Source organism: Streptococcus massiliensis DSM 18628 (assembly GCF_000380065.1).
Taxonomy (GTDB): domain Bacteria; phylum Bacillota; class Bacilli; order Lactobacillales; family Streptococcaceae; genus Streptococcus; species Streptococcus massiliensis.
Genome location: NZ_KB904420.1, coordinates 25,228 through 50,443, shown reverse-complemented (window position 1 = coordinate 50,443; position 25,216 = coordinate 25,228). Strand labels below are relative to the sequence as shown.

Annotated in this window: 29 protein-coding genes; 20 read left to right on the top strand and 9 right to left on the bottom strand. The window is 41.1% G+C overall.

Translation table 11 applies throughout. The features are described from left to right. A partial coding sequence (locus tag A3I3_RS0108620) for a transposase (protein ID WP_018370691.1) occupies positions 1-202 on the top strand: 202 nt, incomplete at its 5' end. A 74-nt stretch (positions 203-276) separates the two neighbouring features. Here the strand turns inward: A3I3_RS0108620 and birA are convergent. Then, on the bottom strand, positions 277-1,218 hold the full coding sequence (birA, locus tag A3I3_RS0108615) for a bifunctional biotin--[acetyl-CoA-carboxylase] ligase/biotin operon repressor BirA (protein ID WP_026129768.1): 942 nt from the start codon (positions 1,216-1,218) through the stop codon (positions 277-279). A 2-nt stretch (positions 1,219-1,220) separates the two neighbouring features. After that, entirely contained in the window at positions 1,221-2,225 is a 1,005-nt protein-coding gene (locus A3I3_RS0108610; RefSeq protein WP_018372310.1) for a LacI family DNA-binding transcriptional regulator, read from the bottom strand. Positions 2,226-2,548: 323 nt separating this feature from the next. Between A3I3_RS0108610 and A3I3_RS0108605 the strand changes: the two genes are divergently transcribed. The 9 genes from A3I3_RS0108605 to A3I3_RS0108565 all read left to right on the top strand — a co-directional run bounded on the left by A3I3_RS0108605 (position 2,549) and on the right by A3I3_RS0108565 (position 11,561). Then, positions 2,549-3,415: an ABC transporter ATP-binding protein gene (locus A3I3_RS0108605; RefSeq protein ID WP_019231824.1), complete on the top strand. Its 867-nt coding sequence runs from the start codon at positions 2,549-2,551 to the stop codon at positions 3,413-3,415. Then, entirely contained in the window at positions 3,416-4,288 is an 873-nt protein-coding gene (locus A3I3_RS0108600) for an ABC transporter permease (RefSeq protein WP_018372308.1), read from the top strand. Positions 4,289-4,307: 19 nt separating this feature from the next. Then, a complete protein-coding gene (locus A3I3_RS0108595; RefSeq protein ID WP_018372307.1) occupies positions 4,308-4,763 on the top strand; it encodes a LytTR family DNA-binding domain-containing protein in 456 nt (151 codons plus the stop codon). 10 nt (positions 4,764-4,773) lie between these two features. Next, complete coding sequence (locus tag A3I3_RS0108590; RefSeq protein WP_018372306.1) at positions 4,774-5,181, top strand: DUF3021 domain-containing protein; 408 nt, start codon at positions 4,774-4,776, stop codon at positions 5,179-5,181. Between the two features lie 188 nt (positions 5,182-5,369). Continuing rightward, positions 5,370-5,933, top strand: a complete 564-nt coding sequence (locus tag A3I3_RS0108585; protein ID WP_018372305.1) for an HAD-IA family hydrolase — start codon at positions 5,370-5,372, stop codon at positions 5,931-5,933. A 6-nt stretch (positions 5,934-5,939) separates the two neighbouring features. Further along, positions 5,940-7,886 carry a DNA topoisomerase (ATP-hydrolyzing) subunit B gene (gene gyrB, locus A3I3_RS0108580; protein ID WP_018372304.1) on the top strand — a complete coding sequence of 649 codons (1,947 nt, stop codon included), beginning with the start codon at positions 5,940-5,942 and terminating at the stop codon, positions 7,884-7,886. Between the two features lie 88 nt (positions 7,887-7,974). Beyond that, the gene (ezrA, locus tag A3I3_RS0108575) at positions 7,975-9,699 is read left to right on the top strand and encodes a septation ring formation regulator EzrA (RefSeq protein WP_018372303.1); all 1,725 of its coding nucleotides are present in this window, start codon (positions 7,975-7,977) and stop codon (positions 9,697-9,699) included. 89 nt (positions 9,700-9,788) lie between these two features. Then, positions 9,789-10,433: a phosphoserine phosphatase SerB gene (serB, locus tag A3I3_RS0108570; protein ID WP_019231826.1), complete on the top strand. Its 645-nt coding sequence runs from the start codon at positions 9,789-9,791 to the stop codon at positions 10,431-10,433. Between the two features lie 9 nt (positions 10,434-10,442). Beyond that, the gene (locus A3I3_RS0108565) at positions 10,443-11,561 is read left to right on the top strand and encodes a glycerate kinase (RefSeq protein WP_018372301.1); all 1,119 of its coding nucleotides are present in this window, start codon (positions 10,443-10,445) and stop codon (positions 11,559-11,561) included. A gap of 26 nt (positions 11,562-11,587) precedes the next feature. On the opposite strand, the gene A3I3_RS0108560 is transcribed toward A3I3_RS0108565, so the two are convergent. Both A3I3_RS0108560 and A3I3_RS0108555 read right to left on the bottom strand, forming a co-directional pair. Continuing rightward, the gene (locus tag A3I3_RS0108560) at positions 11,588-11,917 is read right to left on the bottom strand and encodes a nuclear transport factor 2 family protein (RefSeq protein ID WP_026129769.1); all 330 of its coding nucleotides are present in this window, start codon (positions 11,915-11,917) and stop codon (positions 11,588-11,590) included. After that, the gene (locus tag A3I3_RS0108555) at positions 11,917-12,369 is read right to left on the bottom strand and encodes a DUF1694 domain-containing protein (protein WP_026129770.1); all 453 of its coding nucleotides are present in this window, start codon (positions 12,367-12,369) and stop codon (positions 11,917-11,919) included. The genes A3I3_RS0108560 and A3I3_RS0108555 overlap by 1 nt, the downstream gene beginning before the upstream one ends. A gap of 191 nt (positions 12,370-12,560) precedes the next feature. On the opposite strand from A3I3_RS0108555, the gene eno reads away from it, so the two are divergent. Next, entirely contained in the window at positions 12,561-13,865 is a 1,305-nt protein-coding gene (gene eno / locus A3I3_RS0108550) for a surface-displayed alpha-enolase (RefSeq protein ID WP_018372298.1), read from the top strand. Positions 13,866-14,717: 852 nt separating this feature from the next. Here the strand turns inward: eno and A3I3_RS11355 are convergent. Next, positions 14,718-15,611 carry a MobA/MobL family protein gene (locus A3I3_RS11355; protein ID WP_223873764.1) on the bottom strand — a complete coding sequence of 298 codons (894 nt, stop codon included), beginning with the start codon at positions 15,609-15,611 and terminating at the stop codon, positions 14,718-14,720. Further along, on the bottom strand, positions 15,584-15,754 hold the full coding sequence (locus A3I3_RS10655) for a hypothetical protein (RefSeq protein WP_447459489.1): 171 nt from the start codon (positions 15,752-15,754) through the stop codon (positions 15,584-15,586). Before A3I3_RS10655 ends, A3I3_RS11355 begins: the two co-directional genes overlap by 28 nt. A gap of 254 nt (positions 15,755-16,008) precedes the next feature. Between A3I3_RS10655 and A3I3_RS0108540 the strand changes: the two genes are divergently transcribed. The 5 genes from A3I3_RS0108540 to A3I3_RS0108520 all read left to right on the top strand — a co-directional run bounded on the left by A3I3_RS0108540 (position 16,009) and on the right by A3I3_RS0108520 (position 18,290). Next, complete coding sequence (locus A3I3_RS0108540) at positions 16,009-16,665, top strand: helix-turn-helix domain-containing protein (RefSeq protein WP_174222134.1); 657 nt, start codon at positions 16,009-16,011, stop codon at positions 16,663-16,665. 20 nt (positions 16,666-16,685) lie between these two features. After that, entirely contained in the window at positions 16,686-17,174 is a 489-nt protein-coding gene (locus tag A3I3_RS0108535; RefSeq protein WP_018372296.1) for a GNAT family N-acetyltransferase, read from the top strand. Positions 17,175-17,473: 299 nt separating this feature from the next. After that, a complete protein-coding gene (gene relB, locus A3I3_RS0108530; protein WP_018372295.1) occupies positions 17,474-17,695 on the top strand; it encodes a type II toxin-antitoxin system RelB family antitoxin in 222 nt (73 codons plus the stop codon). 1 nt (position 17,696) lies between these two features. Then, positions 17,697-17,957 (top strand): type II toxin-antitoxin system RelE family toxin, encoded by a 261-nt coding sequence (locus A3I3_RS0108525; protein WP_018372294.1) that lies wholly within the window; start codon positions 17,697-17,699, stop codon positions 17,955-17,957. Positions 17,958-17,990: 33 nt separating this feature from the next. Then, entirely contained in the window at positions 17,991-18,290 is a 300-nt protein-coding gene (locus tag A3I3_RS0108520) for a hypothetical protein (protein WP_018372293.1), read from the top strand. A 362-nt stretch (positions 18,291-18,652) separates the two neighbouring features. On the opposite strand, the gene zwf is transcribed toward A3I3_RS0108520, so the two are convergent. The 3 genes from zwf to A3I3_RS0108505 are packed head-to-tail and all read right to left on the bottom strand — an operon-like array spanning position 18,653 to position 21,980. Continuing rightward, the gene (gene zwf / locus A3I3_RS0108515) at positions 18,653-20,140 is read right to left on the bottom strand and encodes a glucose-6-phosphate dehydrogenase (RefSeq protein ID WP_018372292.1); all 1,488 of its coding nucleotides are present in this window, start codon (positions 20,138-20,140) and stop codon (positions 18,653-18,655) included. A gap of 46 nt (positions 20,141-20,186) precedes the next feature. Continuing rightward, positions 20,187-21,548 (bottom strand): MFS transporter, encoded by a 1,362-nt coding sequence (locus tag A3I3_RS0108510; RefSeq protein WP_018372291.1) that lies wholly within the window; start codon positions 21,546-21,548, stop codon positions 20,187-20,189. 18 nt (positions 21,549-21,566) lie between these two features. Then, positions 21,567-21,980, bottom strand: coding sequence for a MarR family winged helix-turn-helix transcriptional regulator (locus tag A3I3_RS0108505; RefSeq protein ID WP_018372290.1), 414 nt, complete (start codon positions 21,978-21,980; stop codon positions 21,567-21,569). Between the two features lie 153 nt (positions 21,981-22,133). Here A3I3_RS0108505 and A3I3_RS0108500 point away from each other — a divergent pair, with 153 nt between their 5' ends. The 4 genes from A3I3_RS0108500 to A3I3_RS0108485 are packed head-to-tail and all read left to right on the top strand — an operon-like array spanning position 22,134 to position 25,193. Then, a complete protein-coding gene (locus A3I3_RS0108500; RefSeq protein WP_018372289.1) occupies positions 22,134-22,706 on the top strand; it encodes a WHG domain-containing protein in 573 nt (190 codons plus the stop codon). Further along, the gene (locus tag A3I3_RS0108495) at positions 22,703-23,395 is read left to right on the top strand and encodes an ABC transporter ATP-binding protein (protein ID WP_018372288.1); all 693 of its coding nucleotides are present in this window, start codon (positions 22,703-22,705) and stop codon (positions 23,393-23,395) included. The genes A3I3_RS0108500 and A3I3_RS0108495 overlap by 4 nt, the downstream gene beginning before the upstream one ends. A 4-nt stretch (positions 23,396-23,399) precedes the next feature. After that, positions 23,400-24,536: an FtsX-like permease family protein gene (locus A3I3_RS0108490; RefSeq protein WP_018372287.1), complete on the top strand. Its 1,137-nt coding sequence runs from the start codon at positions 23,400-23,402 to the stop codon at positions 24,534-24,536. A 9-nt stretch (positions 24,537-24,545) separates the two neighbouring features. Next, positions 24,546-25,193, top strand: a complete 648-nt coding sequence (locus A3I3_RS0108485; RefSeq protein WP_018372286.1) for an HD domain-containing protein — start codon at positions 24,546-24,548, stop codon at positions 25,191-25,193. Positions 25,194-25,216 lie beyond the last annotated feature (23 nt).

The following is a 25,216-nucleotide window of genomic DNA, read 5'->3' as shown; positions in this document are numbered from 1 at the left end:
TCAGGCGCTTTTATCTCCCCAAGGTAGACAGATTTTCGCTCAACGCAAGATTGATGTGGAACCTGTCTTTGGGCAGATAAAGGCTTGTTTGGGTTACAAGAGATGTAATCTGAGAGGGAAGCGTCAAGTGAGAATTGACATGGGATTGGTACTTATGGCCAATAACCTCCTAAAATACAATAAGAGAACGACTCAAAATTAAAAAGCTAGAGTTCCGCAATTGGGAAGCTCTAGCTTTTTTTGTGGCTGAGAATTATTTTGTCCCAGGCTCTTTTTTCATTCTTCCCAAGATTTAAGTGAAACTTCACCGGAAGTTAGCCAGATTTGCTCGCCGCTGGTTAATTCAATCAAAAGGTGACCGTCATTTGAGAGGGCAAGTGCTTTACCAGTATAGGTAAAATTTTTCTTTTCAAAAGTGACCATTTTCCCGAGAATGAGAGAGTTTTCTTTATAAATCTGAATGAGTGTATCTTCGTCAGTCTGGTAAAAGATCCGCCAGATTTCTGCAATTAAATCATTGCGAGTGAATGGGGTTTGTCCTGAAAACAGGCTAGTTGCCTTATTTGCCAAATCATCTGGAAAATCTGTGATTGCAAAATTAAGACCCACTCCGATTATAACATCGGTGACCAGACCTGTTTCAATGGAGCTGATGGCCTCAGTCAAAACGCCAGCCAGTTTTTTCCCATTTAGGTAAAGGTCATTCACCCATTTGATTTGGGTCTCAATGCCTGTTAGATTTTTGATAGCTTGATAAATGCTAGCAGCAGTTAGCACAGTATAAGCAGGTAGTTCATCAAAGGGGAGGTTGGGTCGAACATGTAGAGACATGTAGATACCGCCCTGCTTAGGCGTATAAAAGGGGCGCCCGAATCTCCCTTGAGCTTGTATTTGGGTGGGGGCAAGATAGAGTGTGTTAGGCTCGTTTCCCTCTTGCATTCCTTCTTTAGCATCTAGTTGGGTTGACTGACTTTGGGGATTGTAGGAAACGAAGATGGGAGAATTATTAGAAATGTGTTGTGGTAAAAGCAGGTCTCCAGAAAGGAGTTTGTAGCCACGATTTTTGACAGAATCAATGATTAATCCTTCTTTTTCTAAATGTTGAATAGCTTTCCAAATTGAAGTCCGAGAAAGTCCTAGTTCTTCTCCTAACTGAGCACCACTGACATAATCTTTAGCTGCAAAAAGTTTTTCAAATAATGTTTCGTAAGTTTTCATAATCATTGACTGCTTTCTCTGAGGGTCAACTGGGTAGCTAACGTAACCATTATTGGCATCGCTGGAGCTTGCTTCGTTATTTGTTGGTGGAGGAGTTGAAGCCCTTGCTTGCCCATTTCTTCAGTATAGACGGTTACACTGCTGAGGGGAGGATAGACGTATTTAGCAATGGATGTATCGTTAAAGGAAATGATCTGTAATTCTTGAGGGACTTTAATGTCTGCTTCCTGCAAGGCCCGCAGTGCCCCAACAGCAAGAGCATCGCTGGCAATGAAAAGTGCTTGCGGGAGTTTCTTTTTTTCATTTGCGAGCAGTTCTTGGGTCATCTGATAGCCAGAAGCCGTAGTAAAATTGCCAATTTTGACAAATTCCTCGCGATAAAGATCTTTTTGTCGAAGTAACTCTTGAAAGATCCGCAAACGCGGGTCAAAGAGTGCTTGTTGTCGGTCAGAGGTGTATTCTTGCCCAGTTAGCATGCCAATTTGTGTTAAGCCTTGCCCTAGGAAGTGTTCTATGCTCGCCCTAACTCCATAGCTAAAGTCTGTCATCACACAAGAGTGACCTTGTGTAAGTGTGTCGCTATCAACAAAGACTAGATGAGGACTGACTTCTTCTAATTGCTTGATTTCCTGAGGACTGAACTTACCAAGTGCAATCATACCCTCAACTGCTTGAATGTTTTTCAAGGATTCCTCTCTGTAAATTCGGTCAACTTCATAGCCTAGTGCATGGGCTTCTTTTTCAATTCCTTGACGAATAGCGTAATAGTAGAGGTCTTCTAACTCTTCTTCTTGAGTATACCATTCCAAAATAGCAATGCGGGACTTTTGCTTTTGCTTAGGCGCAGATTTACGCTCTTTTTTCTGATAGTTCAATGTTTCTGCTGCGGCTAAAATCCGCTGACGTGTTTCAGGGCTAACAGAGAGATTCTGGTCATTGTTTAGCACACGTGAAACGGTTGCCGAAGACACTCCAGCTTTTTGAGCGATGTCTTTGATTGTTGTCATGAGAATCTTCTATCCTTTCTTTTTTCATTATAGCACATTTATTAGTAAACAGAATAAAATTTAGTAAAATTCACTTTTTTTACAATAGTAGTCAGTGTTGCTGTTATAAACATGAAAAAATATTATAAAAATCAACCAGGAATTCTTCTGAATCATTTCTAGTCGGAATCTGTGGGGGATTTCATCCTCCTATTTGACCTCTTGTAGGGGCTATGTGACTACTTGTGCAAAAAGGCGAGATTTGGGCAAAATTTTTTGTTAAGATAAGCGTGTAAGGAAGGCGTGGGGCTTTCCGAAGTTGCATGCAAAAGGAAGGAGTTATGATGTTACTAGAAACAAAAAATGTTAGCAAGGTTTTTGGCAGCAAGGTGGCGGTCAATGAACTCAACTTGTCGATCGGTCGCGGGAGCTTTACAGCGATTTTGGGGCCCAATGGGGCAGGGAAATCAACGACCATTCAAATGCTGATTGGACTCTTGCAGCCGTCGTCTGGTCGGGTGGTCTACCAAGAAAGAGTGAGGCTGGGCGTCGTCTTTCAAAACAGCGTTCTCGACGATATTCTGACCGTTCGGGAAAATTTGGAAATCCGTGCCCACCAGTATAAGGATGTTCAAACAAGCAAGATTGATGACTTGATTGAACAGCTAGGCTTGACCAATTTTGCAGGGCAAGCCTACGGCACCCTATCTGGCGGACAAAAACGGCGCGTGGATATTGCGCGTGCCCTGCTCAATAGCCCCGATATTCTCTTTTTAGATGAACCGACGACTGGACTGGATATTCAAACCAGAGCCGCCATTTGGGAGCTCTTGCGCCGCCTGCAAAAGGAGACCAAGATGACCGTGGTCTTGACCACGCATTATCTGGACGAGGCAGATGATGCCGACCAAGTCTACATCGTTGACCGGGGAAAAGTGATTGCTCAAGGTTCGGCCGATGCGATTAAAGAGCAGTATGCTCGCAATTTCTTGAAAATTGTAACCAGTGATGCGTCCGCTTTTCGCGCGGCTATCGGTGATTCCTTGCCCCTAGAAGAAGTGAAAGAAAAGGAATTTGTCCTCATGCCTCCAAGTACCAAGGAGGCCTTGGCAATCTTGAGCCAGACCAGCTCCTTGATTCACCATTTTGAATACCGTCCGGGCACCATGGACGACGCCTTTATGGCGCTAACAGGAAGAGAGGTACGTTAGATGTTGATGTTAGTAAAAAGAAATTTCTTGCTGTATTTTAGAAATCGCAGTGGGGTCTTTGCTTCTCTGCTGGGAGCGCTGATTTCCTTTGTTTTATATCTGATTTTTCTGAAAGCAAATATCAAAGAAAGTTGGTCTCAGGTTCCCAATACCAATCAGCTCCTTGACATGTGGCTTATTGGAGGAACGCTTGGAATTACAGGGATTACGACGACCTTGGCTGCTTATGCGCAATTAGTCAAGGACAAAGAAAGTAAGGTCACACAAGACTTGTACATCACTGATTTAGGCTCTTGGGGCTTGCAAATGTCCTATCTATTGAGCTCGGTCGTTATCGGCTTTCTCATGCAAATTGCTGTTTTTGCTGTCATGATGACCTATTTTGTCCTCAATGACAAGATTTCTTTTGCTTGGGGTGCAGCTCCGCAAGTTCTCCTTCTCATGTTGCTCAATGCTTGTCTAACTAGTCTTATCAATGCAATCATTGTCAGCTATTTTAAGTCTGTGGACAATTTGGGTAGATTTGCCTCTATCGTTGGTGCCGCTTCTGGTTTTCTAGTGGGAACCTATGTGCCTATCGGTGCACTTCCTGATTTGGCACAACATTTGATGAAGCTAACCCCGTCAACCTATATCGCATCGCTTTTCCGTCAAGTCCTGATGAAAGACAGCATGGCAGACGCATTTGCAAATAACGAAAAAGCTGCCCAGCATTTTGAAAAAATCATGGGCATTCGCCTGCATTGGGACAGTCTCTTGACAATGGAAAAAACTTACTATATAGTTGTAGTAGTTTTAGGCTTGGCTTTTCTGTTCTGGCTGGTGCAAACGGCACTTGCCAATCGTCGATTGAAAGTCAAAACTGCATCATAAATCTAGGAGGACGGCTCTTTTGCAGATAAGATTTGAACAGGACTCTAGCAGATCTACTAACGATCCCTTAGTGCTCGTTAAGGCAGAGCAGCTAGAAGGACAAGCCAAGGAAGTGTTTGACTATTTTCAGCAATTTCAGACTACGCATGCCAGCGTCATTCCTATTAAGACAGATGATAAGATTTTGATGCTCAAGCTAGACGATATTATTCTAGCCGACATCACCAAAACTACGCTCCTTATCTATACCGTGGAGGGGATTTATCAGACAACCGAGAGTTTGACCCATTTTCAAAATCGCATCAATAGTCGTCATTTTATCCAGATTTCCAAGCATGCGGTTATCAATATTGACCATTTGGAGTCTTTGTCGGATAGCTTTTCAGGCAATATGACTGCTAAACTTAGCAACCATATAAAGACGGATGTCAGCCGCAAGTACGTCAAGCTGCTCATGGACTATCTAGGGATTTAGGAGGAAAGTCATGAAAAAGATTTTATCATATATGCTTTTGGGGCTCAGAACGGGTGGCTTTATCTATCTCTTGGTGCTGGCTATCCAAATCCAAAAATCGGCTCCCACTGCCTCAAACATTTACAGTGTCCTAGTCATGAGTACCTTGATTGGCTTACTTTCGATGATTTTTGAGTCAGAGCGGTTTTCTTATGTGGTTTTGCTTCTAATCCATTTCATCGTGACGGCTATCCTAGTCTGCTGCATGATGTGGTACAATGGCTGGGCTGATTTGTTTACGAGCTTTGAATTTTGGCTGGATTTCGTCTTGATTTACGTCTTTATTTGGCTCTTTCAAATTTTTAGTGGCTATTTACAAACCCAGAAAATAAACAAGACTCTTTTTGAAAGAAGAAAGAAAAACAATAACAGACCCTAATGCATAATGAACGACCCTTGCTAGGGTTGTTTTTTTAATGATTTAATACCTGATTATATATGGTTAGAAAATCAATACGGCAAAATGTTAGGAGTTAAGTCCGAAAATGAAAAAATAGTCAAAAGGCTTTTCTCATATTTCCTATCATTTTCCACTAAAATAGACAGAAATATGTTATAATATAAGGTATGAATTATCAAGATTACATCTGGGATTTGGGTGGGACGCTCTTGGATAATTATGAAACTTCTACGGCTGCTTTTGTAACAACATTAGAAAAGTTTGAACGCAAGGCCAGCCACGATGAAGTTTATAAGGCTCTTAAAGTGTCAACGAACCATGCAGTTCAGCTTTTTGCACCAGATTTACCCAATTTTTTACAAGATTATAAGAAACAGGAAGCAAAACAGTTGGAGCACCCAGTTCTTTTTGACGGTGCTGAACAACTTTTAAAGCAGGTTGTGGCGCAAGGCGGGCGCAATTTCTTGATTTCTCACCGCAATAATCAAGTTTTGGAAATTTTAGATAAGACTGGAATTAGGTCTCTTTTTACAGAAGTTGTTACTTCAGATAATGGCTTTGCACGAAAACCTGATCCAGCATCCATGCTCTACCTTAAAGACAAATACCAGATCAAATCCGGCTTAGTGATTGGCGATCGACCAATTGATGTAGAAGCGGGGAGAAGAGCAGGTTTTGATACTTATCTATTTGACGACATGTCTCGACTTAAAGAATTTTTAGAAAGATAGAGAAAAATGACTGAAGAAAATAAAGAATTACAAGCACAGGAATATGATGCCAGCCAGATTCAGGTCTTGGAGGGCTTAGAAGCCGTTCGGATGCGTCCGGGAATGTACATCGGTTCCACCTCCAAGGAAGGATTGCATCACCTAGTCTGGGAAATTGTCGATAACTCGATTGACGAAGCCCTAGCCGGTTTTGCCACTCACATTCAAGTTTTTATTGAAGCGGATAATTCTATTACCGTTATTGACGACGGACGGGGTATTCCTGTCGATATTCAGGAAAAAACAGGGCGTCCTGCGGTGGAGACAGTCTTTACCGTGCTTCACGCGGGCGGAAAATTTGGCGGTGGCGGCTACAAGGTTTCTGGTGGTCTCCACGGGGTAGGTTCCTCAGTTGTCAATGCCCTTTCGACCCAGCTGGACGTCAAGGTTTATAAAAATGGTCAAATTCATTTCCAAGAATACCGCCGCGGTCTAGTCGTGTCGGATTTGGAAGTGGTTGGCGAGACTGACCGAACAGGAACGACCGTTCACTTCACACCGGATCCAGAGATTTTCACCGAGACGGTCGAATTTGACTTTGAAAAGCTCAACAAGCGGATTCAGGAATTAGCCTTTTTAAATCGCGGTCTGTCTATTTCGATTACCGACAAACGCGAGGGCTTGGAGCAAAGCCAGCATTACCACTATGAAGGCGGGATTGCCAGCTATGTCCAATACATCAACGAAAACAAAGATGTGATTTTTGAAACGCCTATCTATACAGACGGCGAAATGGACGACATCACGGTCGAAGTAGCCATGCAGTACACGACCGGCTATCATGAGACGGTCATGAGCTTTGCCAATAATATCCACACTCATGAGGGTGGAACCCACGAGCAAGGTTTTCGAACGGCTCTGACCCGCGTTATCAATGATTATGCTAAGAAAAATAAGCTCCTCAAGGAGAATGAGGACAATCTAACGGGTGAAGATGTACGGGAAGGCTTGACAGCTGTCATCTCTGTCAAGCACCCAAATCCGCAGTTTGAAGGGCAAACCAAGACCAAGCTGGGCAACAGCGAAGTGGTGAAAATTACCAATCGCCTCTTTAGCGAAGCTTTTTCGGACTTCCTTTTGGAAAATCCGCAAGTGGCTCGAAAGATTGTTGAAAAAGGGATTTTGGCATCGAAAGCGCGAATTGCAGCCAAACGTGCGCGGGAAGTGACTCGCAAGAAGTCTGGTCTAGAAATTTCAAATCTGCCCGGAAAACTAGCAGATTGCTCATCCAATGATCCGCAAGAAACAGAACTATTCATCGTTGAGGGGGACTCAGCGGGTGGTTCAGCAAAATCTGGGCGCAATCGTGAGTTTCAAGCGATTTTGCCCATTCGTGGGAAAATCCTCAATGTTGAAAAAGCCAGCATGGACAAGATCTTAGCCAACGAAGAAATCCGCAGTCTCTTTACCGCTATGGGAACAGGCTTTGGCGCAGAATTCGACGTCAGCAAGGCACGCTATCAGAAATTGGTCATCATGACCGATGCCGATGTTGACGGAGCGCATATTCGGACCCTGCTTTTGACCCTTATTTATCGCTACATGAAGCCAGTTTTGGAATCAGGTTACGTCTATATCGCTCAACCGCCGATTTATGGGGTCAAGGTTGGTAGCGAAGTCAAAGAGTACATCCAGCCGGGAGCCAATCAAGAAGAAGAACTACAAGCTGCTCTTGCGCGTTATAGCGAGGGGCGCTCTAAACCAACCATTCAGCGTTATAAAGGGCTGGGAGAAATGGACGACCACCAACTGTGGGAAACAACCATGAACCCAGAACATCGTCTCATGGCACAAGTTTCTGTAGATGATGCCGCAGAAGCGGATAGAATTTTTGACATGCTTATGGGCGATAGAGTAGAGCCGCGTCGTGAATTTATTGAGGAAAATGCAGTCTACAGTACGCTGGACGTTTAAAAAAGTTCTATAAAAGAAAGATTTTCAAGGAAAAATATGATATAATTGAACATGATTGTTTTCAAGTATCAAGATGAAGGAGTTTTATATGTCTAGTGGACTAATTATTCTAATAATCGTAGTCGCAGTCCTGATCCTACTAGCCTATGTTGTAGCAATTTTTCTCCGTCGCCGCAATGCTCAGTTGCTGGCAGATTTGGAAGATAAAAAAGAAAAGCTTTACAACTTACCAGTAAATGACGAGATTGAGGCTATTAAAAACATGCATCTGATTGGACAAAGTCAGGTGACTTTCCGCGAATGGAATCAAAAGTGGGTTGATTTATCCTTAAATTCTTTTGCGGATATCGAAAATAACCTCTTTGAAGCAGAGGGCTATAATAACGCCTTTCGTTTTCTCAAAGCTAAACACGAGATTGACAATATTGAAAGTCAAGTTCATCTAGTTGAAGAAGATATAAAAGCTATTCGCACAGCTTTGGAAGAATTAGAAGAAAAAGAAGCACAAAATAGCGGACGTGTTCATCATGCTTTGGATCTTTTTGATTCTTTACAAAAGAATGTTGAACAGTCTCCTGAAATTTATGGACAGGCACTTGCTGAAATTGAACAGCAGATGAAGCATATCCAAGATGATTTTTCAAAATTTGTGACTCTCAATTCTTCTGGTGATCCTATCGAAGCTTCTGATATTCTTAACAAGATTGAAGATTATATCTTGGCTTTGACACAGATTGTTGAAAAAGTGCCAGTTCTGGTAGAGAAGATTGATAAAGATTTCCCAGATCAGTTAGAAGATTTGGAATCTGGCTATCGCCGACTTTTGGAAGAAGATTATCATTTCTTTGAGACGGATATAGAGTCACGTTTTTACCAACTACGTCGCCGGTTAAAAGCAAATAATGAAATAATTGCTGCTTTAGAACTAGACAATGCTCAATACGAAAACGACCAAATTCAAGAAGAACTAGACGCCCTTTATGCACTCTTTAATCGAGAAATTGAGGCTAAATCAGTTGTTGTAAAATTGCGCAGCACCTTGCCAAAATATGTGGAACACACAGGGGAGAACAATCGGCATCTGGTTTCAGAAGTGGATCGCTTAACGAAGAGCTACTACTTGTCTGATTCCGTTGCTACGCAGATTAAGAGTTTACAGTCTGATTTTAAAAATATCGAAGATGAAGTCTTTTCTTGGGATAGTGAAAGTAAGCCATCTGAGCAACCGTTCTCTGAGCAAGAGGAAAATTTGAAAGAGATTCAAGAACAGCTCAAGAACATTGAAGATATCCAGTTAGATTTAGGTGAAAGCCTTACAAAGATTGAAAAAGACGATGCTAATGCGCGTCAAAAGGCTAATATCTACGTCAATAAGCTTCATACTATTAAGCGCTACTTAGAAAAACGTAATCTTCCGGGTATTCCAGAGAATTTCCTGACTCAGTTCTTTAATGCAAGTAACAATGCCGAAGAACTACTAGATGAGCTGGAGCAGCATCGAGTTAATATTGAGACAGTCAATCGTCTTCTTGAAATTGTTACTCACGATATGTTAGAACTGGAAGAATTGACTTATCAAATCGTACAAAATGCGACTTTAACCGAGCAGCTTTTGCAGTATTCAAATCGCTATCGTTCCTTTGATGAAGGCGTGCAAGCTGCTTTCAATCGTTCTTTAGATATTTTTGAACATCAGTTTGATTATGTAGCTTCTTTTGAGGAAATTTCGCAAGCTCTTGATGTTGTAGAACCCGGTGTGACCGAGCGCTTCGTGACTTCGTACGAGAAGACGCGCGAAAATATTCGTTTTTAAAAAGTAGGTTCAACCTACTTTTTTTCTTCAATTTATTTTAAAGGCAAAATTCCTATATAATACAGAAAAACTTGTAAGCGAGGATAGATATGAACCGAGTAAAAGGCTTGCTCCTAATGGATGTTGACAGTACCTTGATTTGTGAGGAAGGGATTAATTTATTAGGGAAAAAAGCTGGCGTGGGACAAGAAGTGGCAGCCATTACTGAGGCCGCTATGCGGGGCGAATTAGACTTTGAAGCAGCTCTGCGCGAGCGTGTCTCGCTCCTTGAGGGGCTGCCCGTTAGCATTTTTGATGAGATTAGACAAGACATTCATTTTACGGCTGGCGCGCATGAATTAGTGAGCGAATTGCAGGCGCGGAGCTATAAAATCGGGGTCGTGTCAGGCGGCTTTCATGAAACGGTGGATAGTCTGGTCGCGGAGCTGGGCATTGACTATGTCAAGGCAAATCGATTGGAGAAAAAAGACGGCTTTCTGACGGGACGTCTGCTCGGTGAGATTGTCACCAAGGAAGTCAAAAAAGCCATGTTGGAGAAATGGGCGCGAGAAAACGGACTGGATATGTCAGCGACGGTGGCAGTGGGCGACGGCGCCAACGACCTCTTGATGATAAAAGCTGCGGGCTTGGGTATCGCCTTTAATGCCAAACCCTTGGTGCGCGAGCAGGCGCCTTATCGGATTGATGTTCCTGATTTAACTCAGGTGCTGGAGATTTTGGATAGGATTGATTGAGGTGACGCCATGCACATTTTGATTGCACCTGATTCTTTCAAGGAATCTTTGTCGGCGAAAGAAGTCGCGCAAGCCCTGAAAACAGGCTTTGCGGAGGCGCTGCCTGATGCGACCTTTGACTTGCTGCCCTTGGGTGACGGCGGTGAGGGGACAATGGCTGCGCTGGCTGCCGCTTTGGATTTGAAAGAAAAAAGCAAACAGGTAACAGGACCATTTGGTCAGAAGGTTGAGCTGTCCTATTTTTATCAAGAGGATCTGGCACTGCTAGAAATGGCTGATTTGGTAGGACTTGCCAGTATTCCTCTAGAAAAAAGAAAGCCGCTTGAGCTGACGACACAAGGGCTGGGAGAAATGCTGCTTTTTCTGGCAGAAAATGGCTTTAAGAGGGTTTTGTTTGGTGTCGGTGGCTCGGCAAGCAACGACGGTGGCATCGGTTTGGCGGCGGGGTTGGGCTATGAATTTTTCGACCAAAACCAGCAGCCTCTACCAGCAATCGGCGCTTCTCTAGGCCAAGTGGCCTTTATTTCCGATCAGAGGGTGCCTGAAGTCATCAAAAATCTCCAGCTTTCGATATTGACCGATGTGACCAACCCTCTCTGTGGTCAGAAGGGAGCGACTTTTGTCTTTGCTGGGCAAAAGGGCTTGCCTGAGAGCCAATTTACGGCGGTTGATCAGGCTATGGAGAGCTTTTATCAAATCGCCAATCCAGCCATTTTTTCTGTAGCGGGAGCAGGAGCAGGTGGTGGCTTGGCAGCAGGCTTAGTCACCTTTGCAGGCGGGCAACTCTGTTCCGGCATTGACACCTGTCTAGATTTATTAGATTTTGACCAGAAAGTAGCAGCAGCAGACCTGGTTATCGTGGGTGAAGGACGGCTGGATCAGCAGAGTTTGGCAGGAAAAACACCTATCGGTGTGGCAAGGAGAACGCCTAAAAATACGCCTGTCATCGCCATTTGTGGCAGTCTATCGGATGATTTGCCAGCTTTTCCTTTGGAAAATATAATGGCGGCTTTTCCCATTATTGCAAAAGTGGAAAATGAAGTAGAGACCTTTGCGGCTAGCCGACAAAATCTCATTCGTACAGCACGAAATATTGGAAATTTGCTGCATTTAGGCACTATAAAATAAAGGTTGGGAGCAAAGCCCCAACCTTTTTATTGCAGCAAATATTCCCATTCCTTGACAATCAAGCCGTCTTTGAATTCAAAAATATCGCAAGAGAGTTGACCAAGATCATTTTGCAAAATAGTCACAATGCGCTCTTGTCCAGAGCTAGCTTGATGATAAATGCAGGAAAATCTTGTATCCTCGTCCTTATAGGCAGCCTTGATCTTCTCTAGATAAGTCGCTTTACCACGAAAAATATGTTTTTCCTGACCTTCCAAGGTCCAGACGATGTCATCTGCAAGAAAAGTTTGGTATGTTGCCCAGTTGCGCTGGTTTTCGGCTTCAAAAAAAGCCCAGAGTTTTTCGATATTTGTCATCATTGAAAGAGTTTTTTCCAGAAAGATTGTTTTGGAGGATTGTCTTGCTGACGCGCTAGTCCGAGCAAGTCAGGGTATTGTGCAAATAAATCCTTGTTTTTCAAGTCCACAGGCTGGTCGGTATGGATGACCAGAGCAAAAGGAGAGTGCTGGCAGTTGCTGGAAACAATCGTAGCTTCGCAGCCCAGCTCTTTTGCGATTTTCATGAAAAAAATCTGCTCCTTACTTTCCAGCTCAGGCGAAATCTTGATAAAAACAGGCTGGTACTTAGCTGCAATCTCGGTCAAAATGTCCTTAAAATGCTCTTTTAAATTAGGGTTGTTTACTTCTTCCAAGCTACAAGTAGCGATGACCCGCTCAGCAAAAGTCTCTAAAAATTTTCTCTGTTCGTCAGGGTTGAGCTTGACATTGCCCTGCGCTTTTTCCATAATCGTTTTGTTTAAGTCTGTCATGGCTTTAGTATAGCATAAAAGTCGAAAATGACCAAGAAATCTCTTCTTTTTAGAAATTTAATATAGACTTTGAAAGCGATTGCTAAAAAATATATAGAAAAATCTGCAAAAGAACCGATTTTTTCTTGAAAAAAAAGCGTTTTTAGGTTATGATATAGGTGTAAATAAAAAAACTCAAAGGAGAGTAAAAAATGTCAATTATTACTGATGTTTACGCTCGCGAAGTCCTAGACTCACGCGGTAACCCAACACTTGAAGTAGAAGTTTATACTGAATCAGGTGCTTTCGGACGTGGAATGGTTCCTTCAGGAGCTTCTACTGGTGAGCACGAAGCAGTTGAGCTTCGCGATGGTGACAAATCTCGTTACGGTGGTCTTGGTACACAAAAAGCTGTTGATAACGTAAATAATATTATTGCTGAAGCGGTTATTGGTTACGATGTTCGCGACCAACAAGCTATTGACCGTGCAATGATCGCACTTGACGGTACTCCAAACAAAGGTAAATTGGGAGCAAACGCTATTCTTGGTGTGTCTATTGCTGTTGCTCGTGCAGCTGCTGACTACCTTGAAATCCCACTTTACAGCTACCTTGGTGGTTTCAACACAAAAGTGCTTCCAACTCCAATGATGAACATCATCAACGGTGGATCTCACTCAGACGCGCCAATTGCTTTCCAAGAATTCATGATCGTACCTGCTGGTGCACCTACTTTCAAAGAAGCGCTTCGCTGGGGTGCTGAAATCTTCCACGCTTTGAAGAAAATCCTTAAAGGTCGTGGTTTGGAAACAGCTGTTGGGGACGAAGGTGGTTTTGCACCTCGCTTTGACGGAACTGAAGACGGTGTAGAAACAATCATCGAAGCAATCGAAGCTGCTGGCTATGTACCAGGTAAAGATGTTTTCATCGGATTTGACTGTGCATCATCTGAATTCTATGACAAAGAACGTAAAGTTTACGACTACACTAAATTTGAAGGTGAAGGAGCTGCTGTCCGCACTGCTGCTGAGCAAATCGACTACCTTGAAGAATTGGTCAACAAATACCCAATCATCACGATTGAAGACGGTATGGATGAAAACGACTGGGACGGTTGGAAAGCTCTTACCGAACGCCTCGGCGGACGTGTTCAGTTGGTTGGTGACGACTTCTTCGTAACAAACACTGAATACCTTGCTCGTGGTATCGAAGAAGGTGCTGCTAACTCAATCCTGATCAAGGTAAACCAAATCGGTACCTTGACTGAAACATTCGACGCTATCGAAATGGCTAAAGAAGCTGGCTATACTGCCGTTGTATCACACCGTTCAGGTGAAACTGAAGATTCAACAATCGCTGACATCGCAGTTGCAACCAACGCTGGACAAATCAAGACTGGTTCATTGTCACGTACAGACCGTATCGCTAAATACAACCAATTGCTTCGCATTGAAGACCAACTTGGTGAAGTAGCAGAATACCGTGGATTGAAATCATTCTATAACCTTAAAAAATAAGTAATCCCAAAACGTTGTTATGTTGGCGTTTATAGAAAATAAATCCTGCCAGATTTGATTTTGGCAGGGTTTGTTTTTATTAAAAGGGGCAAATTTTATTCTTCCTTAAAAGAAAATGCTTGTAAAACATTTTCTCTAAAAGAGAGAAAACTGCTTGCTAAAGTTAATAAATTATAGGATAATAAAAACGAGAAATAGGATAGTAGTTTAAGAGTGAGAACATGGTACTATACACAAAAACTGATTGAACTTGTTTGCATTAAGCATTGCTTTTGTAATAATAGGGATGCAGGTATAGTCATCAAGATGGCGGTTGAAATCCGTCCGCCTATATTTTTGCCCATCATTTGATGGGCTTTTTTTCCTTACTTATTCCGATTTGTATTTTAGCATCATACAGTTGCCTGGAGGTGTATCATAATTTGGTAAGCATTTAGTTGATTGCATGGTATAATGAAATAGGACGCAAAGAGTAGTATATAGGGATTACACCTTGATGGAGGAGATTCCGGTTCGAATCCGGGCTATTGTGCTAGCATCTGGGAAAGCTAAAAACTAAAATTTTATGTACAATTGACTTAATAAGGGTTAAACCCTTGATACAACTGAATTAGAAACATAAAGTACACTGTTTAAAAAATGTACTTTATTTTTGTTTTGTACATTATTTTAGGGGTGAATAAAGTACATTTTTGATAGAATTTACACTTTTACAAAAAATGTGGTATTTCGTAAAAGTGTAAATTTTGGTATAATAGGATTATCAAAAAGTAAGGGAAATGATTGGTATGAAAGCAATCACAGCTCACAGCTCACGCTGATTATGTAATCAAGCGTCTTTTTTGTCAGCCTCTAAAACAGGCTTTTTCGCATTTTCGTGAAAAGGTCTTTTTTGTTATTTTTAGAAATGAGGTTGAGTAATGTCAAAGATTCAATATCAAGAAAAAGGTGGAAAAGTATATTGTCCATTGAAAGATAAGTGGTTAATAGCCAAACCAGAAGAGAAGGTTCGCCAAAGATAACCTCTGGCTTGGCAAGCAGCTTTCTCTCACTGAAAATGAGATGGATATGATAATTGGTCTTGCGTTTATTGTGGTGGAGAGCCGACACACATTCCACTCCGTACCGTCTTCGGAACTCATTTGTAAAATCCTCCAACACCATTTGCGGCTCATACTGCGTGTAAATCTCTGGCAGGGCGATAATCAGTTCCCTTGCTTCGATGCACTTGCCCTCTGCGCCGCTGCGTTTAAATTCCTGCTGGGTTTCCCTTGCAAGACTGCTCCAAAATTCATTGTCGGCGGTGTGGTAGACAGCGTAAAGGTATTCCTGTTTTTTTTCGCTTGTGATCTTGTGATATAGTAGATTCTTCCTTTGACATTGGGCAGCTTCGACATCTGAATAAATGAGTGTCTTGTCATAGACTCCTTTCTCCCATGACGGGCATACTCTTTTTGCAACCGATTTATCGGTTGCCGCTGTTTCGGCGGCGCAAGCGGACGGAACAGCGGAGAAAAACGCTGCGGCGGTTTTCTCTGTGATAACGCTGAAAACGGAAGTGTCGGCGTTATCACAAGCTCTCCGCTCCGCTCCGCTTCGGTCGGTGCTAAACAAGTGCCACTGGCACTTAGCACCCTGCAAGGGCGAAATACCCAGAGTACAAATCGGAGATTTGTGCGAGGGGTGTATTTCGCTCTCAAACGCCGAGGGCTTTTTTGTTACCAGCCGAAAAAGAAAGGACGCCATTCCACCTTTCGGACTTCGCTCTCGTTTCGCAGGTTTCTCCCCTGATTGACGGGCAGAAAATGCTCCAGCGTATCCCTGCGGATAATCGTTTTCCTGCCGACCTTGAGGACGGGCAGCTTGCCCCAGTCCACCAGCTTCCGCATGGTATTCCTGCCGATACCCGTACATTCCGCCGCTTCTTCGATGGTTAAACTCATTTTGGCGTTGCTCAATTTATCAACCTCCTTTCAAGATATTTGTTTTGCAACTATGTACTTGTTTTGCCATCACTTGTCAACCTGTTTTGCGTTCATTTAATAAAAATTTACAAAGAAATATGCAAAATAGGGTTGCGAATTCAATTCATCTATGCTATGATTGTACCTGTTAGGAGGTGAAAACCTTGAATGACAAGAAAATGCTTACCGCAAAAGAAGTAGGGTTGCGGATTAAAGAACGCAGAAACGAGTTAAAAATCTCCATGCCCGAACTCGGCAGGCGTGTGGGCGTAAACAAATCCACCATTCAGAGATACGAAACGGACGGGGTAAATCCCACAAGGAGTATGATTATCAACGGATTGGCAGAAGCGTTGCTGACAACTCCCGAATGGCTGACAGGGCTTTCCGAAGATAAGGAGTATTCCGTTCCGACTATCTGTGAAAACGAGCTGACGAAGCATATCAAAAAGTATCTCGATACGGTCACTTCTACTGTAAACGGGGACGGACACCAGCAGCTTTTAACGACATTCCTCGGAAAGCTGATTGACCTTTACACAATCTTGACCTGCCATTTCGCAGACGCTATGGCAGAGATTGACCGAATAGCGGAGGACGAGGGCTTGAAGCAGTCGATTATGAGATATGCGATTGAAGTCGGAGCCATTGAGGAAAGAGTTTACCGCAAAGAGATGGAATTACCTATCGAAGATATGAAGCGTTTCTTAGACGGGATTTTACATATCTACGATGAGGGGCGCACAAAGGTATCTATGGGCGACCTGTTCGGGATAGCAGCGGAAGCCGAAGCAAGGCTTACCGAAAAAAACAATTCCGTGGCACTTACAGAATAAATAAGAAGGAGCAATTTTATATGATAATACGAAACACAACGCATAACGATATTGAACAGTTAGAGCAAATATATAGTGAGGCATTTAAATCTAATAATCGTTTTTTTCCGGATAATATGGTTGAAGACAATGAAGAAGGAGAGCCTGATTTGTCACCATCTCTCGCATTTCAAATTCCTGAGAAAACTGTTTTATCTTTAGAGTTAGACGGAACATTAATTGGTGGTATTATTCTAACTCTTTTCAATACAAATGCGAACAAATTAGATAGGCTTTATATAGCACCAAAATATCAAGGGAAAGGATTTGGATACGAGGCTTGGACATATATTGAAAAAATATATCCAAATCCTTTTGGATGGGAGCTTGTCACTCCGACTTGTTTGATTAATAATGCCTGTTTTTACATTAACAAATGCGGATTCGTGATTTCTAAAGTCACGGATGTGTTTGAAGATGGAGTGGGAATGTTCGTTTTTACGAAATATACCCATGGAAAAGAAATATGATATTTACACAATAAGTAAAAAAGCTAATCTTTCATGATCAGCTTTTTATTTGACATGTCAAGTCGTTTATATCAAAATGTACATTTGAAAAATTTTTAGTTTTCACTTAAATAAAGTAGATTTTACAGTAAATGAACAACTTATAAAATTTTCAGTGTTCACTTAAAAAAGTACATAATCGTGAGTAACTGGTATTAAAAAAATTTTTGGTTATAAATAAGGTGCTTTTTGTCATGGTAAGAATTGACAAATAACCTAAAATGTGTTACAATGTAACACAAAAAATGAGGTGAAATACTATGAGTACAGTTACTATCAGACTAAATAAAGAGGAAGAAACATTTTTTAAAAGCTATGCTCAATTAACAGGACAAAGTTTATCAAGCCTCTTTAAGAAAGCTCTTGAACGTGATATTGAAGATGAATATGATTTAAAAATCTACCAACAAGCCTATGCTGAATATAAATCAGATCCAGAGACAATTAGTCATGCTGATTTTAAGAAAGAGCTAGGCTTGTAATATGTATCGTATAGAATATTCTAAAAAGGCTCAAAAGCAAATTAAGAAACTAGATAAACAAATTCAGAAGCTACTATTTGCTTGGATTGATAAGCATTTAGAAGGGACAGATAATCCACGCGCCAATGGTAAAGGCTTAACAGGAAATCATGCTAACGAGTGGCGTTATCGTATTGGCGATTATAGACTTATTTGTGATATTCAAGATGATAAGATGGTTATTTTAGCACTTGAGTTTGGGCATCGTAAAGATATTTACTAATTGTTAAATCTATCAAATAATGAGGAGATACATTTGAAACTTAAACAAAAATGGCAACATAGGTCATTTGCAATGGACTTTATTATTAAAGGTTTATTCTGGATAATTCTTTTTGTAGCTTTACTTTTCAGTTTTAACTATACAATCTCTGGTAATTTGTATGCGTCTGAATTTTGGGATATGATTGGTGGAGTGCTTGCTCTTATTGCTTCATTCATATTTGTGATTTGTCTTTATAGTGCATTTACAGTAGGAAGTTTTTCAACCCATCTGGAACTATCTAGAGCTAGGAGAAAAGATTGGTTTGCTGAGCATGATAGTGATTTTCTATAAAAAATAGTGCCCTTTCACGGGAGCTGCTTTCTTGCCTGCTGAACTCGTCTTTTTACTACCTACTTTGTTACCCCTTAATTATAATCTGCTTGCTGATAATTTGGGTTGTATGAGTGTTCTGCTTATGAATTGGGGTATAACTAGGCGTATTTTATCGTATGGCATTTATAGTAGATAACCTTAAAAAATAAGACATTAGTCTAAAAAATCGATTAGCTAAGGCTAGTCGATTTTTTCACTATGAAAAATGGACAGGCTCCACTTGGGAATCAGTGAGGTCAGCTATTCCAGATAGGAATGAAAAAATTCGATTTGATTGATAACTAACCCCCTCTCCAATTATTTTGGAGAGGGGGTATACTTTATTTCAGCAAATCACGTTCACGATACCAATTATCGGGTTCCCATTGCCACTTGGCATTAAATTTTGCGAGCATATCAAAGGCAGCCTGTGGTCCCATCGTGCCTGAAGCGTAGGAATGAAGAGGAGATTTATTGTTTGCCCAAGCTTCTTCAATACGATCAATTAAGGCCCAGCTGGCGCGAACTTCGTCCCAGTGACTAAAATTAGTTGAGTCGTTATTAAGAACATCGAAAATGAGCTTTTCGTACGGTTCTGGCGAAGCACCTGAAGCAGTAGCATCTGTACGATAGTCATAAGAAATCTGTGCTAAGCTAAAACGTTCACCAACTTCTTTTCCATTAATTTTCAGTGAAAAACCTTCCGTCGGTTGAATGTAGATCGTCAAAATGTTAGGTGCCACCTCTTCACCAAAAATAGATGGCATTTTTTTGAAGGTAATATTAACACGGGTTCCTTTTTCGGTCATACGTTTTCCTGTACGGAAAAAGAATGGCACGCCAATGAAACGCTCACTATCTACAAAGAAAGTTCCTGCTGCAAAAGTTTCTGTTTGTGATTCAGGATCGACATTAAACTCATCGCGATAGGCAATGTAGTCGCGACCATCAATTATTCCCGCTGCATATTGCCCACGGACAAAATTATGTTTAAGCTCTTCGTCGCTTGGTTGTACAAGACTTTGGAAAACTTTAATTTTCTCTGCTCGAATAGCTTCTTTAGAAAAGCTTTCTGGTTTATCCATAGCGAGGATAGACAGGAGCTGAAGGGCATGATTTTGAATCATATCTTTGAGGGCACCCGAATGGTCATAATAGCCTCCGCGCTCCTCAACACCGATGCTTTCAGCAAAAGTAATCTGTACATTATCAATGAAGTCTTTATTCCATACTTGGTCAAAAATCAAATTGGCAAAACGAATAGCGAAGATATTTTGAATCATCTCTTTTCCCAGATAATGGTCAATTCGGAAAATCTGTTCTTCATCAAAGGTTTCAACGAGTTCGCTATTGAGCTTGCTTGCCGTTTTAAGGCTGGTACCAAAAGGTTTTTCGACAATGAGGCGCTCAAAGCCGTTTCCGTCAACAATATGTTCAGACTTTAAGTGTTTGGCAATGGTTCCAAAGAACTCTGGCGCCATTGATAGAAAGAAGAGTTTATTGCCTTCAGTTTGATATTTTTCTGTCAGTTCAGTCTGTAATTTTTTGAGTTCAACATAGTGCTCTTTATCATTGACATCGTGACTTTGATAGTAGAAGTGACTGGCGAACTCCCACGCTTCTTCTTGACTTGCTGCTAGACCTTCGATTGACTCAACGATGATAGATTCAAAGTAAGCTTTACTCCAAGGCCTGCGAGCTGTTCCGATAACGGCAAAATGTTCAGACAGATTACCAGATTTGTAAAGGCGGAAAAGTGATGGGTAGAGCTTGCGCTTTGCTAAATCGCCGCTGGCTCCGAAAATAGTTACAATTACTTTTGACGACATGGGGGAACCTCTTTCTAGATTTTATATTTATTTTACCACACTTTACCTAATTTTGCGCTTTTTTAATGTGGTTGAAGAGGGCAAAAAAGAAAGCGAAAATAAGGATTACAAGGACTAGTAGGAGAATAAATACATGATGCACACCAGTTGTAGTATCAGGTGCTTGTTTGACCATAACTGCTGCTATGGCTGTTCCTAAAGCTCCAGCGAAAGTTTGAGCCATTTGAAAGAGGGCGGTGGCATCAGCAGATTTTTCACGGGACATTTGTGATACAGATAAGGCCATGGTATTATTAAAGGCCATATTTCGTCCAATAGTAAAGAAGATATAAACTCCAATGATAATCGGCAAGGTCAAATCCTTGGTGAAAAATGCAAAAATAGCGATTGCGATAAAGAAGATGATATTTCCCCCGTAAAGTGAAGGTTTTGGACCTTTAACATCGTAAAATTTGCCTAAAAATGGAGCTAGAAAAGCACCTGTCAAAGTCCCTGGCAGGAGAGCAAAACCTGCTTGAGCGGTTGAACTTCCTTTAACCAAGGTTAAAAAATTTGGAATAAGGAAATTAGCTGAAAGATTTGAAAACTGGTAGATGAAAAAGGGGATAATTCCCAGTAAAATAGCAGGCTTGATTAAAATACGAATATCTAAAAACGGTGTTTCTATCGTTAAGCTACGCCAGATGAAAAGAGCAAGTGTAATCATGAAAATTCCTAAATAAGGTAGATTCAAACTTCCTTCTTCTAAACTTGAAATGGCTAAGAGTGAACTGGTCAAGGCCGCTGCAAGAAGCAAAAAAGACCAGACATCAAAAGGACGTTTCTTTTTAGCTTTGCCATTTTCTAAGAAAAAGTATCCGAGAACAAAGGACAAAATAGGTACAGGCAAGATGAATGCAAAGATCATGTGCCAGTCAAAAAGCCCAATCATAAAACCGCCATAGGTCGGTCCAATAGCTGGCGCTAGACTAATAACGAGACCGCTCAGCCCCATATACAGTCCAATTTGACTGCGAGGCACTCGCTCAACAATAAGATTAAACATCAAGGGAATAGCAAGTCCTGTCGCCCCCCCTTGAAGTAGGCGTCCCACCATGAGTAGAGCAAAGTTAGGAGCGATGGCTGCAAGGGCATTCCCAAGTGTAAAAGTCGCAAGAGCAGTAAAAAGTATTTGTCGTTCAGTCCAGTTGTGGGCTAAAGTTGCTCCTAAGGTGATGGTTATGGCTACAGCTAAGAGATAGCCCGTCGTGATCCACTGGAGTGTGCCCAAGTCGGTGTGAAATACTGTCATGAGCTTAGAGAAAGTCACATTCATACTAGTTTCTGATAGGATACCAGCGAAGGCAACCAAGGCAATGGCAAAGATTGATAGAATGGTTGCTTTGGATACATGTTTAGAGGTTGACATAAAAATTCCTTTCAATGATTATTCAAGTATTTTGAGAAGAAGATTTTGTAATTGCTCCCTCTCTTTAGTAGTTAATGATTTGGTTAGGATATCATCAATTTCATTTGAAATTTGATAAAGTATTTCTTGGTGTTGCCAAGATTTTTCAGTCAAAGCGATATGTTTGCTGCGCTTGTCCTCAGGATGAGGCAAGCGATTGATCCATCCATTTTTTTCCAGATTATTGAGAATACCAGTTACGGTTGGATTGCTCATAGTCAGTGTTTTTTCAATGTCATGTTGGCGTGGAGTTGTTTCGCTCTTTTTAAAAAGCCAGCGCAATACTCGAAATTGACTTGGGGATAAGCCATAAGGTAGCAAAAGCTGATTGGTAATTTTATTACATTTTAGCTCAACCTTTTTGATGGTTAGACCTAGCCGATCTTGGGGCATGTTTTTTCTCCTCTTATAAAATATAGCTACCTATGGATTTTAACATAGGAGCCTATGGATTGTCAATGAAAGAAATAAAGATTGCGTTTTCAATAAAATATGGTATAATAAATAACGAACGTTGCGCAACTTATGTTTCTTTAAGGAGAAAATATGCCACCTAAAAATAGATTTACCAAACAAGAGATCATAGATACTGCTTTTGAACTTGTGCGAAAGCAAGGGATGGAAGCATTGACAGCACGAGCTTTGGCAGAAAATTTACAAGCCTCTTCCAAAGTTATTTTTGGTCTTTTTGAGAATATGCAAGACCTGAAAGATGAAGTGTTGCAAGCTGTAAAAAAATATTATGCGACCTATATAGAAAAGGCTTTAAAGCAAGAGCAGCCTTTTAAGCAGGTTGGGATTCAGTACATCGTATTTGCTAGTACAGAGCCACAACTCTTTCGCTTGTTATTTATGACTGCGCAGCCAGAAATTTCTCAGTTAGAAAATGCCCTACCTTTACTGGATGAGCAGTATGAGGCGATATTACAATCGATTATCCAGTCTTACTCCGTAGAACGTGAGCAAGCCAAGCGGCTTTATTTGCACTTATGGATCTATACGCACGGGATAGCAACTCTTTATGCCAATCAAATGGGAACTTTTAGGCAAGAAGAAATCGAACAAATGTTACTAGAAATTTTTGTCAGTTTATTGAAAAATCAGGAGATGATGAAATGATTTATGTTAAGGATATCAAAAAGACTTATGGCCAAGGCGAGGCTGCAAATCCAGTTTTAAGAGGTCTCACCTTTGAAGTTGAGGCAGGAGAGTTTTTAGTCGTATTAGGAGCGTCAGGTTCTGGCAAGACAACCTTGCTTAGTATTATGTCTGGTCTAGAAAAGGCAGATAGTGGTCAGATTATTTACGATACTACAGATATTTCATCATATTCTGAGGAAGAACTCACTCGTTTTCGCAAGGAACATACTGCCTTTGTATTTCAGCAATACTATCTTTTACCCAATTTGACAGTTGAAAAGAATGTGCAGTTAGCTGCAGATTTGATTGGAAAGAAAGATGTATCAGCACTTCTTGATACGGTGGGTTTGCTTGATAAAAAAGATAAATTTCCGAGTCAATTATCAGGTGGGGAGCAGCAGCGTGTAGCCCTTGCTCGCGCCCTAGCAAAGAAACCTCAAGTTCTCTTTTTGGATGAACCGACTGGGGCTTTAGATGAAGCAAGAGGGCGCCAAGTTTTGGAGTATTTAACGCAGGTTCAAAAAGAAAAAGCCTTTACCATGATCATGATTACTCACAATCCACATATTGCTGAATTGGCAGATCGAGTGATAACGATAAGAAATGGACAGATTGAAAAAATTCAGAGAAATACTGCTAAAAAATCGGTTCAAGAGATCGGGTGGTGAGTCTATGTTTAGTAAAAAAGATGTCAAACCCTTTAGTGGCGTGATGATAATTTGCTTTTGTGCGGTTCTTATTTGTATGATGTTTGCTAATTTCTATTTGGATTTACAAGGAATTAAGGCGGATTTAACCTCGCCCATGCAACGATCATACTTTGATGTAGAGGCAAAAATTGCTCAGATTATTGTTCTTGCAAGTGGATTGTGCTTATTTATAACAGCTTTAGCCAGCCTTTGCTTTTATATTTCTACTTTTATCAGGAAAAATGCTCAAAATCTTGGAATATTAAAAGCCTTAGGCTACTCAAACTGGCAACTTGCAAGGCAATTCTCAATATTTGGATTTTTGTCTGCTAGCGGGGTTATTTTGGGTTTTGCATTGTCATTTCTTCTCATGCCATTTTATTATAATTTCAAAAACGACAGAGGAATTTTGCCTAAGATTTCTATTCAGTTTCACTGGGAATTACTCATATATTTCATTGTCTTACCTAGTCTAATCTTAGGTATCCTAGCAATGATTTATGCCTATAAAAAACTAGGTAAATCTACTTTGCAGCTTCTAAAAGGAGGAGCACAAGGAAAAATAAAACAGAAGTTGAGCAAACCAAGACAGAATTTTTTGTTAGAAGTTAGACGAACCACTATAACAAGTCAAAAAGTATTAGCTGGCTTGATTTTATTTGCTGCATTTTGTTTTGCTTCAATGGTCCAATTGGCTACGGGTATTTATGATTTTACCAATCTTAGCATTGGCTTCATAACCATGATGATTGGTGTGATTCTTGCCGTGACAATTTTAGTCTTGTCCCTCTCGTCTGTGGTTGAGCACAATCGCAAAAATAACATCATGATGAAAGTATTTGGATATACAGACAAACAGGTTCGCTTTGCTATTTTAAATGCTTATCGCCTTTTTGCCTATGCAGGTTTTTTATTGGGAACAATTTATCAGTATATTTTGCTAAAAGGAATTTTACATTTGGCTAGTCAGACGATCAAAAACATGCCAAACTATGAATTTAATTTTCAGGCGCTCTTTCTAGCCTTGATAGCTTTTATCATGCTTTATGAGGGACTTATTTGCTATTTCTTTAAACGTTTGAAAAACACACCTTTAAAAGAATTAATGTTCGCAGAATAGGAGCAACTAATGGAAAAATCAATCATTCAAAAAGCAGAAAATTTTGTCAAGGAACAGTTGGCAGGTGATACTACTGGACATGATTATTTTCATATCGAACGCGTAGTGAAAATGGCTTTGAGAATTGCTGAGGAAGAAGGGGCGGATGCTTTTATTTGCCACTTGGCTGCTCTCCTGCATGATGTGGCTGACGCCAAACTAAACATGAGCGAAGAAGCGGGGCTGGCTAAAGTGCGTAGCTGGCTGGAGGCGCAAAATCTGCCAGCAGAAGCAGTTGTTTCAGTTATGGATATTATTGTAAATATGTCTTTTAAAGCCGGACAAGCGCCTAAAAAACCTCTAACTTTAGAAGGGAGGATTGTCCAAGATGCGGACAGATTAGATGCGCTAGGAGCAATCGGCATTGCACGGGCTATGGTTTATTCGGGTGCCAAAGGGCGACCGATTTACGATCCAAACCTTGCGCCGCGTGAAAATCTAACCTTGGAAGAATACCGCTCAACTGAAGGAACCGCTATTATGCATTTTTACGAGAAATTATTGAAACTAAAAGAGAGAATGAATACGCAGACGGGCAAAGCCTTAGCCCAGAAACGCCATGCCTTTATGGAAAACTACTTAGAGCAATTTTATGCTGAGTGGGAGGGAAAACGTTAAAAACTCCAAGCCTAATCAGGCTT

Excerpts from the sequence above, each read along its gene's own strand:
- relB (WP_018372295.1), top strand. The coding sequence starts at position 17,474 with ATGAGTACAGTTACTATCAGACTAAATAAAGAGGAAGAAACATTTTTT.
- A3I3_RS0108565 (WP_018372301.1), top strand. The coding sequence starts at position 10,443 with ATGCACATTTTGATTGCACCTGATTCTTTCAAGGAATCTTTGTCGGCG.
- A3I3_RS0108605 (WP_019231824.1), top strand. The coding sequence starts at position 2,549 with ATGTTACTAGAAACAAAAAATGTTAGCAAGGTTTTTGGCAGCAAGGTG.
- A3I3_RS0108505 (WP_018372290.1), bottom strand. The coding sequence starts at position 21,980 with ATGCCCCAAGATCGGCTAGGTCTAACCATCAAAAAGGTTGAGCTAAAA.
- A3I3_RS0108535 (WP_018372296.1), top strand. The coding sequence starts at position 16,686 with ATGATAATACGAAACACAACGCATAACGATATTGAACAGTTAGAGCAA.
- A3I3_RS0108495 (WP_018372288.1), top strand. The coding sequence starts at position 22,703 with ATGATTTATGTTAAGGATATCAAAAAGACTTATGGCCAAGGCGAGGCT.
- A3I3_RS0108590 (WP_018372306.1), top strand. The coding sequence starts at position 4,774 with ATGAAAAAGATTTTATCATATATGCTTTTGGGGCTCAGAACGGGTGGC.
- A3I3_RS0108610 (WP_018372310.1), bottom strand. The coding sequence starts at position 2,225 with ATGACAACAATCAAAGACATCGCTCAAAAAGCTGGAGTGTCTTCGGCA.
- A3I3_RS0108485 (WP_018372286.1), top strand. The coding sequence starts at position 24,546 with ATGGAAAAATCAATCATTCAAAAAGCAGAAAATTTTGTCAAGGAACAG.
- gyrB (WP_018372304.1), top strand. The coding sequence starts at position 5,940 with ATGACTGAAGAAAATAAAGAATTACAAGCACAGGAATATGATGCCAGC.
- A3I3_RS0108490 (WP_018372287.1), top strand. The coding sequence starts at position 23,400 with ATGTTTAGTAAAAAAGATGTCAAACCCTTTAGTGGCGTGATGATAATT.
- zwf (WP_018372292.1), bottom strand. The coding sequence starts at position 20,140 with ATGTCGTCAAAAGTAATTGTAACTATTTTCGGAGCCAGCGGCGATTTA.
- A3I3_RS0108525 (WP_018372294.1), top strand. The coding sequence starts at position 17,697 with ATGTATCGTATAGAATATTCTAAAAAGGCTCAAAAGCAAATTAAGAAA.
- A3I3_RS0108560 (WP_026129769.1), bottom strand. The coding sequence starts at position 11,917 with ATGACAAATATCGAAAAACTCTGGGCTTTTTTTGAAGCCGAAAACCAG.
- A3I3_RS0108585 (WP_018372305.1), top strand. The coding sequence starts at position 5,370 with ATGAATTATCAAGATTACATCTGGGATTTGGGTGGGACGCTCTTGGAT.
- birA (WP_026129768.1), bottom strand. The coding sequence starts at position 1,218 with ATGAAAACTTACGAAACATTATTTGAAAAACTTTTTGCAGCTAAAGAT.
- ezrA (WP_018372303.1), top strand. The coding sequence starts at position 7,975 with ATGTCTAGTGGACTAATTATTCTAATAATCGTAGTCGCAGTCCTGATC.
- A3I3_RS0108600 (WP_018372308.1), top strand. The coding sequence starts at position 3,416 with ATGTTGATGTTAGTAAAAAGAAATTTCTTGCTGTATTTTAGAAATCGC.
- serB (WP_019231826.1), top strand. The coding sequence starts at position 9,789 with ATGAACCGAGTAAAAGGCTTGCTCCTAATGGATGTTGACAGTACCTTG.
- A3I3_RS0108540 (WP_174222134.1), top strand. The coding sequence starts at position 16,009 with ATGCTTACCGCAAAAGAAGTAGGGTTGCGGATTAAAGAACGCAGAAAC.
- A3I3_RS0108500 (WP_018372289.1), top strand. The coding sequence starts at position 22,134 with ATGCCACCTAAAAATAGATTTACCAAACAAGAGATCATAGATACTGCT.
- A3I3_RS0108510 (WP_018372291.1), bottom strand. The coding sequence starts at position 21,548 with ATGTCAACCTCTAAACATGTATCCAAAGCAACCATTCTATCAATCTTT.
- A3I3_RS10655 (WP_447459489.1), bottom strand. The coding sequence starts at position 15,754 with ATGCGGAAGCTGGTGGACTGGGGCAAGCTGCCCGTCCTCAAGGTCGGC.
- eno (WP_018372298.1), top strand. The coding sequence starts at position 12,561 with ATGTCAATTATTACTGATGTTTACGCTCGCGAAGTCCTAGACTCACGC.
- A3I3_RS0108555 (WP_026129770.1), bottom strand. The coding sequence starts at position 12,369 with ATGACAGACTTAAACAAAACGATTATGGAAAAAGCGCAGGGCAATGTC.
- A3I3_RS11355 (WP_223873764.1), bottom strand. The coding sequence starts at position 15,611 with ATGGCGTCCTTTCTTTTTCGGCTGGTAACAAAAAAGCCCTCGGCGTTT.